This is a genomic window from Microbulbifer pacificus (genome assembly GCF_033723955.1).
Classification (GTDB): domain Bacteria; phylum Pseudomonadota; class Gammaproteobacteria; order Pseudomonadales; family Cellvibrionaceae; genus Microbulbifer; species Microbulbifer pacificus.
This window is the reverse complement of the sequence record NZ_CP137555.1, coordinates 2,738,499-2,754,860: the sequence shown is the minus strand read 5'-3', so window position 1 is coordinate 2,754,860 and position 16,362 is coordinate 2,738,499. Positions and strand designations below refer to the sequence as shown.

The following is a 16,362-nucleotide window of genomic DNA, read 5'->3' as shown; positions in this document are numbered from 1 at the left end:
GACCGGACATTTGTAGCACACTACCTCCCCAGTTCCGCAAGCCCCCAACCTGTTTTCGTCTCATAACACCGTCCCGGGCGGGACTTTTTATGCACTCTTTTGCATAATCCGGTCATACACAGCACAGATACCGCCATCGGGAAGCGTGACCGTGGAGACAGAATCCATAACAACAGAACACCAAGCATCCACAGAACAGCAGGCATCCACCGCCGGCTTTGAGGCCCGCGGCATTCTCGCCGCTGCGGTATATGCACACCTGGCTGGCGCCCGCGCCGCCGGCGTCGACTGTGACCAGCTGCTGCTGGATGCCGGTATTGCCCCCGCCAGTGCGCAGGTACCAGACGCCCGAATCGGCCGTGAACAGCTGGCGCGGTTGTTGCGCCTGCTGTGGGACCAGTTGGGAGACGAATCCGGCGGCTATCTCGCGCGCCCCTGGCTGCCCGGCACCTTTGCCATGATGGGTCACGCCACCCTGAGCAGCCCCACCCTGCGCCGCGCGCTGCTGCGCTCCTCCCGCTTTGTCGCCATGGTGAGCGATGACCTGCATATCAAGCTGGTGGAAGATGGTGAGGAGGCCAAACTCATCATCCATCACGGCAACCAGAAGCGGCTGCAGAACCAGAATTTTGTCGAATCCCTCGCGGTTATCTGGCTGCGTTTTTTCAGCTGGCTGATCGATCGCACTATTTTGCTGGAGCGGGTACACCTCGCGTTTCCGCCGCCGGATTACGACGAGGAATACAACGATATGTTTCCCTGCCGGCACTATTTCCACCAGCGGGAAACCTGCCTGGTGTTCAGCACGCGCTACCTCAGTATGCCACTGGTGCGCGATGCCCAGCAGCTGAGTGAATTTCTTGCGCGCGCGCCGGAGTGCCTGCTGGCCCAGTACAAATCCGACAACAGTTTTACCGGTCGCATCCGCCGCATGCTGCAGAGCCACAACAGCATCGAAAATCTGTCACTGGACGACGTCGCCGAGCGCCTGTTCACGTCCCCGCAGACCCTGCGCCGGCGATTGAAAGACGAGGGTAACAGTTGGCAGGACATCAAGGATTCCGTGCGCCGCGACATGGCCATGTACCAGCTGAAACAACAGGAAACCGCGGTGGCGGAAATTGCCGAGCGCCTCGGCTTTTCCGAGCCTAGCGCGTTCAACCGCGCGTTCAAGAAGTGGACCGGTCTCGCTCCCGGCGCCTACCGCGAAAAACACCGCGGCTGATTTTTCCACACATAAAAAAACCCGCGGCGAACCGCGGGTTTTTTCCTTCAAGTCAACCAAACATCACTGCTGCTCGTAGGAAGTCACCTTCACTGCGATGCGACGGTTTTTCTGCTTGCCTTCCTCGGTGCTGTTGTCCGCGATCGGATTGGCGGAGCCAACACCCACCGCAGTGACGCGGCTGCCTTCGATACCGGCATCCACCAGCATTTTCATTACCGCCTGGGCGCGGGACTCAGACAGCTTCTGATTGGCCGCGGCATCGCCGTCAGAATCGGTATGCCCCTCGATGGCGATGGACAGGCCGGGGTTCTCCTGCATGATCGTGATCAGTGTCTGCACATCCGGCAGGGATTCCACATTGGGCATACTGCCGTCGGTGGGGAACTCGATCTGCAGCGGGAACTCGCGGTTCGGGTCGCGGCTGGCACTGGCCAGGTAATCCCGCAGCTGCTGGCCGAAATCTTCAACAATCACGGTCTCCTCGGTAACTTCCGGAGCCGGGGTGGTAATGGTTTCTTCCGGTGGCATGGGCGGAGCCTTTTCTACCTCTTTCTCCTCAATGATCACCCCACCGGTGCCGTCATCCACCCGTTCTTTCTTCGCGCACATATTCAGTGCCCACAGCACGCCCAGTGCGATCAGTAGCGGCCACAGCCACTTGCCCCAGCCACTTTTCTTCACCGGTGGTGGCGGCGTCGCCGCGCGCGCAGTATGGCGCGGTGTGGTTTCCACCACGGTGCGCTCGGCCAGCTCGTCGAAGTTGGCTACACCCAGTTCTTTCAACAGACCCGCGGGGATCTTGTCTTTGACGTAGGCTTTCTGACCCAGCAACAGCGCCGCCAGGCCCTCCATATTCAGGCCCTTGCTTTTCACCAGCTTGCCCACCAGCGACATGATCACCGGTGCGGCAATACGCAGCAGGCTGCCACCTTTGTTACCGCTCAGGCCCAGCGCACTGGTGAGCAAGTTGACGACGCCGTCTCGCTTGTGGCCAAACAGGGTGTCGACAATATTGCCGCCCAGGTCCTGCAGACTGGTCATCTTGTCCGGGGTGGTAAAAATATCGACCGGGGAGGACAGATCCATGCTGGTGCTTTTGGTGGCCATGTTCAGCAGCGTGCCCAGCCCACTCTCGCTGCCGGCCTTGTTCAGCATCCCTGCGAGCACGGACGCTGCACTGGCGGTGAACGCCGATTCACTCTTGCCATCCGGCAGCCCCAGGGCGTTACCGAGCGCACTGAGACCAGTTGAACCCAAATGGCGCACCGCCATTTCCAGAAGATTGTCAGCCATTTGCGTACCTCGCGTTGCTTGCGGTGAAACCACTCTCATCAGTGTACGGCAGCCAAATCTTCTGGTTAGGTTGATTCAGAATAAGCTCTCGAATGGAATATCAGGATTCCGCATGGCACCTATTTGATCCCGAACTTGACCCTCAAGCCATACCTGCGCCGCGCTAATGGGCTAAGTTATGTGAGCGGATTTTCCCGTTACAGAGGCTGTAAACTCGAACGACACAACAATAATTGGAAGTCGCCATGATCCAGAGAACCGTATTTACCCCGGAACACGAACAGTTTCGCGACAGCGTGCGCAAATTCCTCGAAGCCGAGGCCGCGCCCTTTCACCACCAATGGGAGAAAGACGGCCAGGTAGATAGAGAGCTGTGGCGCAAGGCCGGCACCATGGGCTTTCTGTGCCCGCAGGTGCCGGAAGCTTACGGTGGCCTGGAACTGGATTTTGGCTACAACGCCATCGTCGATGAGGAAATTTCCCGCCTGGGGCTCACCGGAATTGGCTGGGGCCTGCACTCGGATATCGCGGTGCCCTACATCGTCAATTACGGCACCGAGGAACAAAAGCAGAAGTACCTGCCCGGCTGTATCAGCGGCGACATCGTCACCGCCATTGCCATGACCGAACCCGGTGCTGGTTCCGACCTGCAGGGAGTGCGCACCACCGCGGTCAAAAACGGCGATCACTACCTGCTGAACGGTTCCAAAACCTTTATTACCAACGGCCAGCACGCCGACCTGGTGGTGGTGGTGGCCAAAACCAATCCCGCCGCCGGTGCCGCGGGCGTCAGCCTGTTTCTGGTAGAGTCCGATTGGCCAGGATTCAAGAAAGGCACCAACCTGGAAAAAGTGGGCATGAAGGCCCAGGACACCTCCGAGCTGTTCTTCGACGATGTAAAAGTGCCTGTGGATAACTTGCTGGGTGGCGAAGGTCAGGGCTTTATCTACCTGATGCAGGAACTGCCCCAGGAGCGCCTCAGCGTCGCGGTCAATGCCATTGCCAACGCCGAGGCGGCCATCGGCTGGACCATAGAATACGTCAGGGATCGCAAGGCATTTGGCAAACCCATCGCCGCCTTTCAGAACACCCAGTTCAAACTGGCAGAACTGGACAGCGAACTCACCGCCCTGCGGGTGTTTATCGATAAGTGTCTGGAACTGCATTACGAGGAAAAACTTGACGTTTCCACCGCAGCCAAAGCCAAGCTGCTCGCCACGGATTTCCAGTGCAAGCTGCTCGATGAATGTATGCAGCTGCACGGAGGATTCGGCTACATGTGGGAATACCCCATCGCGCGCGCCTGGGCCGATGCGCGGGTGCAGCGTATCTACGCCGGAACCAATGAAATCATGAAGCTGATCATTTCCCGGGAACTGCTCAAAGACCACTAATCTGAAGTTTTTTTCCCAGCGTACAGCCCGGTATTCCATGTAATACCGGGCTCTTGGCTCACCGTGAAAACCCTGCGACTCATTCTGGGCGACCAGCTCAACCACAAACACTCCTGGTACCGCAGCGACGATAAAGACACGCTGTACTTTATCGCCGAGATGCGCCAGGAGACCGACTATGTAACACACCATATCCAGAAAGTGGTGGCCTTCTTCGAAGCCATGGAAACCTTTGCCGGCTGGCTGCGCGCCCGCGGCAAACAGGTGATCCACTATCGGCTCGACCATTCCGAAAACACACAAGCGCTCGGCAGCAACATCGCGCGCCTGATCCATGCGCACGGAATACAGAAATTCGAATATCAGCTGCCGGACGAATACCGCCTGGACCAGCAGCTGAAACAGCTGGCGGATGACCTCAGCATCCCGAGTGAGGCCTTCGACAGCGAGCACTTCCTCACCAACCGCGATGAACTTGCCGAATTTTTCCAGGGCAAAGAATCACTGCTGATGGAAAGTTTCTATCGGCATATGCGCCGCAAGCACAACATCCTCATGGAAAACGGTGAACCCGTCGGAGGACAGTGGAATTTCGACAAGAGCAACCGCAACAAGTGGAAGGGGAATCCTCCCATTCCCCATGCGCGCGGCTTTCGCAAGGATGTGCGCGAGACCGTCACGCGTATAGAAAGCGCCGGGGTAAATACATTTGGCCGTATCGATGCGGAGCATTTTTCATGGCCGACCACCCGCGAGGACTGCCTCAGCGTTCTGCACCATTTCTGCGAGCATCTGCTGGTGCATTTCGGAGACTTTCAGGATGCCATGGACCCGGACGAGACCTTCCTGTTCCACAGCCGCCTGAGCTTCGCCATGAACTGCAAGCTGTTGCATCCGCGGGAAGTGATCGATGCGGTAATTTACCACTGGCAGCAGCACCGGAAGAGCATCTCCATCAATGAGGTAGAGGGTTTCGTGCGGCAGATTCTCGGCTGGCGGGAATACATGCGCGGGGTTTACTGGCGGGAAATGCCGGGCTATGCCCGCAGTAACCGCCTGCACAACCACCGGGAACTGCCAGCGTTTTACTGGACCGCAGACACCAAAATGAATTGCCTGCACCACGCCATCGACAACAGCCTGGATCACGCTTACGCGCATCATATCCAGCGCCTGATGATCACCGGCAACTTCGCCCTGCTCACCCAGGTACACCCGAACCACGTGGACGCCTGGTATCTGGGAATTTACATCGACGCCATCGAATGGGTCGAAATCACCAACACCCGCGGCATGAGCCAGTTTGCCGACGGCGGTCTGGTCGCCACCAAGCCCTATATCAGCAGCGGAAGTTACATCAACAAGATGAGCAATTACTGCCAGGGCTGCCGTTATAACGTGAAGGAAAAGCTCGGCGAAGATGCCTGTCCTTTTAACAGCCTGTACTGGAATTTCCTCGCGGACAAGCGCGAGCACTTTCAAGGCAACCACCGCATGGCGATGATGCTGAGCCTGCTGGAAAAAATGGATACGGAGGAATTGAAAGCGCTGCAGGACCGGGCCCGCCAGATCATTCGCAACCCCGATTCGTTTTAACCTATCGTATTCAACCAGGCTCGTCGGCAAACGCTATATTGAAATGAGTTGCAAAACCCACTTGAGCGAGCCAGCCCGATGCCTCACCTGCTTCGCATACTTAGCAGATTACTCTTAGGTTGTGCCGCGCAACTTGCAATGGCGACTGAGACCGCAGACGCCATATTCCACAACGGCGTGATTATCACCATTGACGATAAGCACCCCACGGCGGAAGCCGTGGCGGTAAAAGACGGCAAAATAATCGCCGTCGGTAAACGCGACCAGGTACTTAAAACCGCCAACGAAAATACCCGGAAAATCGATCTCGCAGGCAAAACCATGCTTCCCGGATTTTTCGATTCCCACGGCCACGCTTGGATGATCGGCTTCCAGTCCATGACCGCCAACTTGTTACCCCCGCCGGATGGTACAGGCAAAGACATAACGTCATTGATCAAGCTCTTGCAGGGTTGGGCAGCCGCCAACCAGGATGCCGTCAAACAGATTGGCTGGATTGTGGGTTTCGGTTACGACAATTCACAACTGGCGGAACAGCGCCATCCCACCCGCAAGGATCTGGATCTGGTCTCTGCCGATATTCCCATTCTGATCATCCACCAATCCGGTCACCTCGGCGTCGCCAATTCCAAGGCGCTGGAAATCGCAAGCATATCTGCAAATACCCAAAATCCGAAAGGCGGCGTATTCCAGCGGGAGGCCGATGGCAAAACCCCCAATGGCGTCGCCGAAGAGTATGCATTCTTTCAACTGGTTGGCGCATTTGGTAAATCGCTCAACAAGGATGTGAATGATCTCTTCGGGATTGAGGGCACCAAGCTGCTCGCCTCTTATGGCTACACCACCGCACAGGAGGGGCGCGCAACCCAGGCATCGCTCGATGCACTGAAGCGGGTCGCAGACAGCGGCGCGTTGAAAATCGATCTGGTCGTGTACCCGGACATTCTCGAAATTCCGGATATACACCCGACACTCGAGTACCACAATCGTTTACGGGTAGGCGGCGCCAAGCTCACCATTGACGGCTCACCACAGGGAAAAACCGCCTGGCTGACACAGCCCTATTTCATACCGCCGCCGGGGCAGGACAAGGATTACCGAGGATATCCCGCGATCACCGAACAGCAAGCGATGGACGCAGTGGAAAAGGCCTTTGCCCATAATTGGCAGATTCTGGTGCACTGTAATGGCGATGCCGCCATCGACCTGATGATCAAGGCGGTGAAGGCCGCAGAAGCGAAGCACCCCAATGTACACAACCGGCCGGTGCTGATTCACGGGCAGACGCTGCGGCGGGATCAGGTGGACGAAATCAAGAAGCTGGGGATTTTCCCCTCGCTGTTCCCAATGCATACCTTTTACTGGGGTGACTATCACCGCGACTCTGTGCTGGGGCCTAAGCGCGCGGCGAATATTTCTCCCACTGGCTGGGTGCTGGCTGAAGGCATGATGTTCGGTACCCACCACGATGCGCCGGTGGCATTGCCGGATTCCATGCGCGTGCTGTCTGCCACCGTCACCCGCCGCTCCCGCAGCGGTCGTGTCATCGGGCCCGAGCACCGCGTACCGGTAGCAACCGCGTTAAAGGCAATGACCCTTTGGCCCGCGTGGCAGCACTTTGAGGAAAAGCGCAAAGGTTCGATCGAAGTTGGCAAGCTCGCGGATCTAGTGGTGCTTTCGGATAACCCGCTGACGGTATCGGAAGACCAGCTAGCTAACCTCAAGGTGATGGAGACTTACAAGGAGGGTGTTTCGGTTTACAAGCGAGACTCAGCAACCGCATCAGCGCCCTCACCCGCTATGTTTGGCGTGACACTACCGAATAGAAATACGCACGATGCGCATAATCTTGGCATCCGACACCAGCATGGTGACGGATGCTTTAACGATGCGTTGAGCCTGTTGATGCACGCGGTAGAGCAGGCTTCCCAGAACGAATGACGCTCTCGAACTGAATCTAGGCATAATTCAAAGCGTGTCACCTTGCTAGGGGCAGTCAGTACAAAAACTTCCTTTCAGCGTACCAGTCACGCCGCCAAACCAGCTGTCGCCGTCAGATACACTATTGAATTCCAGTACAGTACCGGTAGTCGTACTGGTCAGCTCCCCCTTCGCACCGGCGTACTCTCCAGTGCCGCCGATGATCTGGTAGGTAACAGTGAGCTCCAAGCCTCCAGCAATGTCCTGCAGGATAATATTGTCCGCATCGCTGTCGGGGCTAATATTGAAGAATACGCAACCCAATGGGACGTCTTCCGCTGAGGCGGGCGGCGCCTTCAGAAACACCTGCCCGTTTTTGAAGGTCAACACGACCTGAGACTGGACCACACTGAAATGTAACTCCGGGCGGAGCGGGTTTTCCTCCGCTTCGGAGTCGCAGGGGCCACCCAGCAAATTAAAATCCGATACGGTGTGACTCTGGAACTCTCCCAGGCCGCCACCACCCGCAGTGCCGGTCGCTGTTGTCGAGATGGTTCTATTATCCGCCGCGAAGGTCAGATACGAGGTTATAAATGACCCGGCAAACTCGCCTTTGTTGATCGTGTATTCTTTGGCACTGGCAGCGCCTGCAAATCCCAAGCTACCCACCAAGGCCAGAGCCATCGCCCTATGGTGTGTTTTACCGATCGCGTTCTTCATCGTTTTCCCCTTTGTACGTTGAGCTCCCTTCTCCGGCTGAACCGTCTGCGGCCAAATCAGGATGAAAGAGACGTTGCTGCCCATGCATCTGCGGAGTTCCCGGGCAAAAGCCAGAATAGACGTGCGTACGGGAAATCCCGGATAAATGGCGCAGGATGGGACGCGGAATCACAGAATTGCGAGGTCGCCCTTCACGCTTGAAAAGGGTGAGCGAGTAAGAGCGGAAAAAAAGAGGAAAAGGGTTACCGGCGGACCTCAACCTCACAGGCGTCACGGTACTGCTTCGGGCTTACGCCAAACTGCTGGTGGAAGCGGCGGCTGAAGTGGCTGAGGTGCCGGTAGCCAAGATCGAAACACACCCGGGTCACCGATTCCCCGCGCGCCAGGCGATCCCTTGCCGCCTGCATGCGCAGGTGTTGCTGAAATTCCGCGGGTGTACAGCCGAGATGTTTTTTGAATTCGTTGTAAAAGCGCGTTCGGCTCATGCACGCCATCCGACTCAATTGATCGATATCCAACGACTGGTCCAGCTTGGACTGCAGCTGGTTTAGCGCAGCGGCGAGACCGTTCACTTCGGGATTTTTCTCACACACCTTCAGCAGGAAGCTGCGCATCTGCTCGCGCAGCATGCGCACCACCAGTTCACTCACCCCGAGATCCACCAGGAAATCCCGGTCGCTGGAATTTTCGGTAAAAGTAGTCACCAGCCGTTGCAGCAGTGCCTGGGTGGCCTGGCTGTGCTGGGTGTGAATCAGGGAATCGGGGCGGTAGCGCCAGTCGTCGAATTCCCGCTGCAGCGGTGCCGCAGCATTCAGTTTTTCGCAGATGGCGCCGACGCGCTCGCGGGCGATTTCGATGGTGAGGCAGGAGGTGGGATTTTCCAGACGGGCATCGGGGAAGTCGATGTGTACCTTTTCGCCGGGCGCCATAACAAACGACTCCCGCGGCACAAACTCGGCACTGTAATTGCCCGCCGCGTGCATGATCTTGCGGCCACTGATCATTCCGCAGTACAGCAGCTCACCCGCAGATAGCCCGACCCGCTCTGCGGGCAAATAGGTATCGTAAACACTGAGTTCGGAACTGGGACCGGCGAACGACACCCGGTTCTCCACCAGTTCCCGCGGCTGTGCGCGACCGCGGATCGTCATTTCAGTCATGGTTTTTATCGATTTTATTGCTGTCGGTGCCCGCAGGCTGGATTCAGGGTCAACTGATCTGTACTCAGAGGAAAGCCGCGAATCACCGGAAGTTATATTTTTTCATCGCTCAAACCGGAATAACCGGGCTTTACGCCCGGTGTTCAAGACTACTCCCGGCAACGGCAGATAACAACGCCTGCAGGAGTGGCAAACACAATAAGCATCCCGAAGAGGAAAACAGCGATGATCTATGCACAACCCGGCCGAGATGGCGCACTTATCAACTTCAAACCGCGTTATGAGAATTTCATCGGTGGCGAATGGGTCGCTCCGGTGTCCGGCGATTACATGGAAAATATTTCCCCGGTCACCGGCGAGGCATTCTGCGAGGTACCCCGCTCCACCGCCGCCGATATCGAACTGGCGCTTGACGCCGCCCACTCCGCCAAAAGCGCCTGGGGAAAGACGGCCGCCGCAGCGCGCTCAAACCTACTGCTGAGAATTGCCGACCGCATCGAACAGAACCTGGAACTGCTCGCGGTGGCGGAAACCTGGGACAACGGCAAGGCGGTGCGGGAAACCATCGCTGCGGATATTCCCCTGTGCGTGGATCACTTCCGCTACTTCGCCGGCTGCCTGCGCGCCCAAGAGGGCAGTATGGCGGAGCTGGACGAACACACCGTTTCCTATCACTTACACGAACCGCTTGGTGTTGTCGGCCAGATTATTCCGTGGAACTTCCCGCTGTTGATGGCCGCGTGGAAACTCGCGCCGGCGCTGGCCGCCGGCAACTGCGTGGTGCTGAAGCCCGCCGAGCAGACTCCCGCGTCCATTCTGGTTCTGATGGAACTGATCGGCGACCTGCTGCCCGCGGGCGTGGTAAATATCGTCAACGGTATTGGCGAGGAAGCCGGCCAGGCACTGGCCACCAGCAAGCGCATTGCCAAGATTGCCTTCACCGGTTCCACCGCGGTGGGCGGCCATATCCTGAAATGCGCCGCGGAAAGCCTGATCCCGTCTACGGTCGAGCTGGGCGGCAAATCCCCCAATATCTACTTCGCCGACGTGATGCGGCAGGAAGACGAATTCATCAGCAAGGCGGTGGAAGGTCTGGTGCTGGCCTTCTTCAACCAGGGTGAGGTGTGTACCTGCCCATCGCGCGCGCTGATCCAGGAATCCATCTACGACGAGTTCATGCAGTGTGTGGTGGAGCGCACCAAGGCGATCAAGCGCGGCAACCCGCTGGATATGGAAACCCAGATTGGCGCCCAGGCGTCACTTGAGCAGTTCGACCGCATCATGACCTATATCGAAATCGGCCAGCGCGAGGGCGCGGAAGTGATCTTCGGCGGCGGCGCGGCAGATCTCGGCGGCGAGTTCCAGAAGGGTTACTACGTGCAGCCGACCCTGCTAAAAGGTCACAACCAGATGCGAGTTTTCCAGGAAGAAATTTTCGGCCCGGTAGTGGGCGTGACCACCTTCAAAGACGAGGCCGAGGCGCTGGCAATCGCCAACGACACGGAATACGGTCTCGGCGCCGGTGTGTGGACCCGGGATATGAATCTGGCCTTCCGTATGGGGCGCAATATCCAGGCCGGCCGGGTATGGACCAACTGCTACCACCAGTATCCAGCCCACGCCGCCTTCGGCGGCTACAAGAAATCCGGTATCGGCCGCGAGACCCATAAAAAGGCGCTGGAACACTACCAGCAAACCAAGAATCTGCTTGTCAGTTACGACACCAACCCGCTCGGGTTCTTTTGATGTAACCCTCATCCTGTGAGGTCCCTCGGGGAGCTTAGGCTCCCCTTTTTTATACCGCTACACTGGTTAGAACCATTGCCGGAGGAATAGCGTGTCAGAACGGGTCGCCCTGAAACGATCACTGTCCCTGCCAGCAACCAGCTTCTACGGTATCGGTACCATCGTCGGTGCCGGCATCTATGCCCTGATCGGCAAGGTGGCAGATGAAACCGGGCTATCCCTGCCCTACGCCTTCCTGCTGGCGGGGATTATTGCCGCATTTACCGCTCTGTCTTATGCCGAACTTTCTTCACGTTATCCACAGAGCGCGGGCTCGGCCGCCTACATCTATCAGGCCTGGCAGCGGCGCTGGTTCGCGCAGCTGGTCGGCGTGCTGGTGGCGATCACCGGCATCGTCTCGGCGGCGACCATTGCCAACGGCTTCGTCGGTTACCTGGAACTCTTTATCCAGGTACCGGAATACCTCGCCATCACCCTGCTGTTAGTGGTGCTCACGTTGATTGCGCTGTGGGGCATCAATGAATCTGCGCTCACGGTAACCCTCATCACCCTGGTGGAAGTAGGCGGCCTGCTGTTTGTCATTTTCGTCAGCCGCGAGGCTCCAGCGGTGCAGGAGTGGCAACGGGTGTTCGCTTTCCCCGAAATGGCCGCCTGGCCCGGACTACTTGTCGGCAGCTTCCTGGCGTTTTATGCGTATATCGGTTTTGAGGATATGGTGAATATTGCCGAGGAAGTGAAGAACCCGCGCCGGACACTGCCGTGGGCAATACTGATCGCCATTGGCGTATCCACCCTGCTCTACATACTGGTGGCGGCATTCGCGGTACGCACCATCCCCATCCATACACTGGCACAGAGTGGCGCGCCGCTGGCGACCATGGTGAGCAATGCCGGCTACTCGACGCAGTTTATCGGAGTCATCAGCATGTTTGCGGTGGTGAACGGCGCGCTGGTACAGATCATCATGGCATCCAGGCTGCTGTATGGCATGGCAAATAAAGGCATGGCACCGACACTATTTTCCCGGCTCAATGCCCGGACACAGACCCCGGTCGTTTCGACCTTGCTGGTGGCGGGCTGCATTCTGGTATTCGCCCTCTGGTTGCCACTCACGATCCTGGCCAAAATCACCGCATTTATCATGCTGATAATATTTTCGCTGGTGAACCTTTGCCTGGTGGTGATCAAGCTGCGCCAGGAGCCGGTGGAAGCGGGCGTAACCCGCTATCCACTGTGGTGCCCTGCGGCCGGTTTCCTGCTGTGCGCAGCACTGATTGCATTCCAGCTGCTGGCCTGATTACTGGCCCAACACCTTGCGCAGCGAGCTCTCGATCTGCCCCCCGCAATAGCCCCGCTCCCACACCACCCGGCGCCTCTCCAGCATTGCCTGAATGGGCTTGCGCGCCTCGACATGCTTTACCAGCTGCGCAATGTGGGGCGCGTTTTCCTGCAGGTCCTCTTCGAGAACGGGGAAGGCATACACCATGGTGCCGAACAGCGCCGCGGTCGCGATATCCGCCACGGAAATGGTTGTGCCCAGCAGATAGCCACCGCCGGCTTTAAGGCCGTGTTCCAAGCCGGTCTTTTCAAAGATTTCCATCCAGTCCGCAAGGCGGCCGTTGCGGAATTCGTCCCAGCTGTTTTTGTTCCACATCACCATACCGTGGTAATTGGTGATTTCCAGCAGCACGTCGTTGCAGTCGAGGAGGATTTTCAGGGCGAGGGTGTGGGTCTCGGCGCGTTTGGGAAGATAGTCGTACTCACGCGCCAGGTGCATCATAATCGCCGGCAGCTGGGCAAAGTACTTTTTGCTTTTCCAATCGTACAGGTAGGGGGGCGCCATGCCCGGGTTTTCGATCTTGAGGCTGCGCTCTGGGTAAATTTCACTGGCATCGTGGAGCGCGTAACTGGCACCCACATCCGCCAGAAACATTTCGATGAACACACCACGAAATGGCAGGTCCCAGTAGTAGAGTTTGTAGTCCAGCACTTTCTGGATACCGCGTTGGATTCAGGTTGGGGAATAGAAGTTTAGCAACCCTCCAACGCCGCGTGATTGGGCCCCACTAGATAGTAAATGTCGCATTCCAACCGGCTAGGCGTCGCTTAAGGCGTTATTTCGCATAAGGTAGGCGCGACCTAAAAACAGGATGTGAATACTTACCGCGGCTGGCAGCAGAACGATCCAGGTAATCGGGGAGTGATAGACACCGTCAATGACCAGTGACTCGAAGAAGGGAAAGTTTCTATATCCGAGAGAAAACAGCCCGAATACGAGAAACACTCTGATACTGCGCGGAATAGTAAATGACGTTACCCCGTGCCATACCAGCGCGGCTACGTAGAGGACGCCCCAGAGCCCCAACCATTGAGCAAGGATGACGAAATACTCAAAGCCCGCATGAATATTGAAATCCTCACCAAGCGCACCGACGGCGAAAACTCCCCACATCGCCAGAAATGAGTCGATCAGCAAGAAAAATACGGTCGGCGCGAAGCCGACCAATATTTCCAACAATAGAAATGGCTTGCATACGTTGTTCATGATTCCATTCATAACTGGGCGACAAACGCCGCCATCATACGGCGCTCGATTCTGATCGCTTTAGCTTCCTATAGCGTTACCTGAAAATGTAAGCGCTAGTTCTCCATCACAATCGACAACGCTGTTATTCGCCTCAGGAACACACTCTTAGTTCTTACTGCTAGATAATGGCAGACGCACCACTTTTGGCAGCGCACCGTCGAACCAGATCAGATGGTCATCATTGATCAGTAGCTTGCCAACAGTTTCCTGACGCTCTAGCGGCAGACTCTCCAGCAGCTCCCCATTGTTGTCGTAGCGATCAAGTGTTTCGGCGGTCGAGTTCAGATAGTAGATCCCAGCATTGGTCCAGCCGATATCATGGGTACGGAAAGAGACATTACCGGTTCCCACAACTTCCTGATCGGCATTGATAATAACACCGCCTGAAATCACCGCACGTGTGCCGTCTGGCGATACGATTGGCTGGCGGCCGGTCTGGATACGCATGTAACCACACGGGCCGTCAAAGTCGCTGCCAGAGGCGATATCGATAAAGCCACCGGTCACCACATCCAGCTTGTAGCCGATCGTACAGAAGCGCGCGGAATCAACATACCGGTACTGGGTGGCATCATAGTGTTGGCGAGCTTCCGAATAAGTCGCTCCCAAGGCACCTGTCAAGTCATAGCTATAACGTTCATAACCATTGGTACTCTGCCCCAACAACACCACATAGTTTTCGGCAAAGTCTACTCCGTACAGCTCCCACGCCTCTTCAGTAGACGGTCCTCGCACGTAGAAATTTTCCACCAAAGTGGTGGCATTGAGGCCAATCCGTGAATACACCCTGTCATCGTATTTAATGTAGAGCGCATGTTGCGGCTCCGCGTAATACAACGTGTTGAATTGCCCGACGGATCCGACCGACGCAGGCTCCAGATGGATTGAAGGCAAGAAGTGTTGAGTAAGGGAATCCCAGCGCTTCACTTCTAGGCTTCCCGTTTTGTAGAAGTAAACAATGCCATTCCGGTCCAGGATCTTTCCATAGCTGTTGCCGCCCACGCTATGGAGTAAGCAGCGTTCACCATCACCATCTGCCTCCAAGTAACAGTAACGGTCGTACGGGTAAAAATCAGCAGTATCTTCAATACCATCGTTATCGTCGTCGAGGTCGGCGTTGTCACCGATACCGTCGCCATCGGCGTCCTCGGTTTCCGTGGGATCTCTCGGCAGTGCGTCTCGGTGATCAGGGACGCCATCATTATCATCGTCATCGTCGGTGAAATCGGCGATACCATCGGAATCCGTATCCCGATAGAGATAGATCATAGCGGGAAGAGGAGGATTGCTCTCGTTGCCTAGCGCGTTCGTGGCGAAAAACGTCGCCTCGAACGCCGCCACATCGGCACCGAGATCGCCGTGGGTTTCGATCCGGAATAGGCCAGCTACTGGCTGGGTGATGGTGTATTCAAACGGTAATTCTTCAGCCGGTGGCGTATGGTAGTCATCCGGCCTACCTTGCAGGCGGACGGCGTCTACCTGAAGCGTAAACCCCAGCAGGCGGCCACCCGCATCGCCAAAATTCGGCAACACTGAAACACTTGTAGTCGCGTTGCCATCGACATTGCGCCTTTCCTGATTCCCCACCTGCTGGGTTTGAACATAGGGTTGCGACGGTTCGGTTCCGAAGAGCGGAATGCCACCCGTTTCGCCCATGGGAATACGCAGACCGTACTCGCTTTGGTCGTCGCCACCTGCATCAAACAAGACATCCACAGCACCATATCTGATCGCAACTTCCCCACGATCGTTACCGCTGCCGCTCAACAGAAAACTGCCTCGGTTTTCATCGAAACCAAGTTGCGTGGTACCGATGCCAACATACTCCACGGCACCGCCGACACCGACTGCCCCGTTGAGGTTACTAATAAAATCCAGGCTGTCGGTTATGGATATGCGAAAGTCTTCTGCATTGATAGTGCCTTCAATGCTGTTCACCGCGCGCAGGGTTAAAGTGACCTGAGGCTGCACACCGGAATCCGCAATATTGTTGCCTTTGTAGGCGATGATCGCGTCAACGGTTTCCCATTGGCCGCTGCCTTCGGTGATTTTGTAATCCCGATAAATCTGATTTACCTGAAAATTTCCGCTGGCGTCGATACCGGAAAAATCCGTCTGCATGTCACCATTTACGGTGATTTCCTGCTGCGTGGAATAGTCGAACAGACTGCAATTGTCGTAGCTCTCTCGAAGGCGCTTGCCATCGTCAGAGAGTCGGATCTTGTATTTACCACCACCTTCGCAACTGCCGGACTCTTCTCCCCGAGTGAAATTATTGAAGTATTGCCCCCTGTCCCATATCTGATGCACATCACGCCCTGCGTGCAGCAGGTCTACCACTACCCTGGCTAGCTTGGGAGTGTTCTCGCGAGTAATGTCACCCAGCGTGGATGAAAGCTTGATGGATGGTGCACTGAGACCCTGCCCACCAGAACCATTGCCGCCCTGATCCTCGGAGGCGTTATCGGAACCACCACCGCCGCCGCAGGCAGCCAGTGACACAATAAGGGGAAGAAAAGACAGTTTTTTCACAGCAGTCAGGTTCCTGGGCTTGCGCCCGCAGTTGTTGTTATTTTCCCATTGCGGACCTAGCCACCCACTGGTGAAGTCGCTGCAGGAGATGGCGCAGTATACATTTCCGATCGCCCGATACGGCAGTCTATGCCCCCAAATTGCGACCAATACGTCATCGATATGTGCACTTTTAAACAAACCCTC

General features: G+C 56.6%; 12 protein-coding genes. 6 read left to right on the top strand and 6 right to left on the bottom strand.

Going from position 1 to position 16,362, the window contains the following annotated elements:
• The first annotated feature begins 151 nt into the window (after window positions 1-151).
• Window positions 152-1,225 (top strand): AraC family transcriptional regulator, encoded by a 1,074-nt coding sequence (locus tag R5R33_RS11810; protein WP_318952905.1) that lies wholly within the window; start codon window positions 152-154, stop codon window positions 1,223-1,225.
• A 63-nt stretch (window positions 1,226-1,288) separates the two neighbouring features.
• On the opposite strand, the gene R5R33_RS11805 is transcribed toward R5R33_RS11810, so the two are convergent.
• Window positions 1,289-2,521 (bottom strand): OmpA family protein, encoded by a 1,233-nt coding sequence (locus R5R33_RS11805; RefSeq protein WP_318952904.1) that lies wholly within the window; start codon window positions 2,519-2,521, stop codon window positions 1,289-1,291.
• Window positions 2,522-2,766: 245 nt separating this feature from the next.
• Here R5R33_RS11805 and R5R33_RS11800 point away from each other — a divergent pair, with 245 nt between their 5' ends.
• The 3 genes from R5R33_RS11800 (at window position 2,767) to R5R33_RS11790 (ending at window position 7,452) form a co-directional block, all read left to right on the top strand.
• Window positions 2,767-3,915 carry an acyl-CoA dehydrogenase family protein gene (locus R5R33_RS11800; RefSeq protein ID WP_318952903.1) on the top strand — a complete coding sequence of 383 codons (1,149 nt, stop codon included), beginning with the start codon at window positions 2,767-2,769 and terminating at the stop codon, window positions 3,913-3,915.
• A 63-nt stretch (window positions 3,916-3,978) separates the two neighbouring features.
• Window positions 3,979-5,511 carry a cryptochrome/photolyase family protein gene (locus R5R33_RS11795; RefSeq protein ID WP_318952902.1) on the top strand — a complete coding sequence of 511 codons (1,533 nt, stop codon included), beginning with the start codon at window positions 3,979-3,981 and terminating at the stop codon, window positions 5,509-5,511.
• A 138-nt stretch (window positions 5,512-5,649) separates the two neighbouring features.
• A complete protein-coding gene (locus R5R33_RS11790; protein ID WP_318952901.1) occupies window positions 5,650-7,452 on the top strand; it encodes an amidohydrolase in 1,803 nt (600 codons plus the stop codon).
• A 45-nt stretch (window positions 7,453-7,497) separates the two neighbouring features.
• Here the strand turns inward: R5R33_RS11790 and R5R33_RS11785 are convergent, their stop codons facing one another.
• Window positions 7,498-8,235, bottom strand: a complete 738-nt coding sequence (locus tag R5R33_RS11785) for a hypothetical protein (protein ID WP_318952900.1) — start codon at window positions 8,233-8,235, stop codon at window positions 7,498-7,500.
• A 158-nt stretch (window positions 8,236-8,393) separates the two neighbouring features.
• Window positions 8,394-9,311, bottom strand: a complete 918-nt coding sequence (locus tag R5R33_RS11780) for a helix-turn-helix domain-containing protein (protein WP_318952899.1) — start codon at window positions 9,309-9,311, stop codon at window positions 8,394-8,396.
• Window positions 9,312-9,536: 225 nt separating this feature from the next.
• On the opposite strand from R5R33_RS11780, the gene exaC reads away from it, so the two are divergent.
• The gene (gene exaC / locus R5R33_RS11775) at window positions 9,537-11,057 is read left to right on the top strand and encodes an acetaldehyde dehydrogenase ExaC (RefSeq protein ID WP_318952898.1); all 1,521 of its coding nucleotides are present in this window, start codon (window positions 9,537-9,539) and stop codon (window positions 11,055-11,057) included.
• 91 nt (window positions 11,058-11,148) lie between these two features.
• Complete coding sequence (locus tag R5R33_RS11770) at window positions 11,149-12,354, top strand: APC family permease (protein WP_318952897.1); 1,206 nt, start codon at window positions 11,149-11,151, stop codon at window positions 12,352-12,354.
• Here R5R33_RS11770 and R5R33_RS11765 read toward each other — a convergent pair whose 3' ends face one another.
• From R5R33_RS11765 to R5R33_RS11755, 3 genes are all read right to left on the bottom strand, one after another.
• The gene (locus R5R33_RS11765) at window positions 12,355-13,047 is read right to left on the bottom strand and encodes a glutathione S-transferase (protein WP_318952896.1); all 693 of its coding nucleotides are present in this window, start codon (window positions 13,045-13,047) and stop codon (window positions 12,355-12,357) included.
• Between the two features lie 105 nt (window positions 13,048-13,152).
• On the bottom strand, window positions 13,153-13,602 hold the full coding sequence (locus tag R5R33_RS11760; protein WP_318952895.1) for a hypothetical protein: 450 nt from the start codon (window positions 13,600-13,602) through the stop codon (window positions 13,153-13,155).
• Window positions 13,603-13,749: 147 nt separating this feature from the next.
• Window positions 13,750-16,176 carry a thrombospondin type 3 repeat-containing protein gene (locus R5R33_RS11755; RefSeq protein WP_318952894.1) on the bottom strand — a complete coding sequence of 809 codons (2,427 nt, stop codon included), beginning with the start codon at window positions 16,174-16,176 and terminating at the stop codon, window positions 13,750-13,752.
• Between the last annotated feature and the right edge of the window lie 186 nt (window positions 16,177-16,362).

Coding starts and splice junctions, on each gene's coding strand:
- R5R33_RS11805 (WP_318952904.1), bottom strand. CDS start 2,521: ATGGCTGACAATCTTCTGGAAATGGCGGTGCGCCATTTGGGTTCAACT.
- R5R33_RS11800 (WP_318952903.1), top strand. CDS start 2,767: ATGATCCAGAGAACCGTATTTACCCCGGAACACGAACAGTTTCGCGAC.
- R5R33_RS11790 (WP_318952901.1), top strand. CDS start 5,650: ATGGCGACTGAGACCGCAGACGCCATATTCCACAACGGCGTGATTATC.
- R5R33_RS11785 (WP_318952900.1), bottom strand. CDS start 8,235: ATGGGCAGCAACGTCTCTTTCATCCTGATTTGGCCGCAGACGGTTCAG.
- R5R33_RS11780 (WP_318952899.1), bottom strand. CDS start 9,311: ATGACTGAAATGACGATCCGCGGTCGCGCACAGCCGCGGGAACTGGTG.
- exaC (WP_318952898.1), top strand. CDS start 9,537: ATGATCTATGCACAACCCGGCCGAGATGGCGCACTTATCAACTTCAAA.
- R5R33_RS11760 (WP_318952895.1), bottom strand. CDS start 13,602: ATGAACAACGTATGCAAGCCATTTCTATTGTTGGAAATATTGGTCGGC.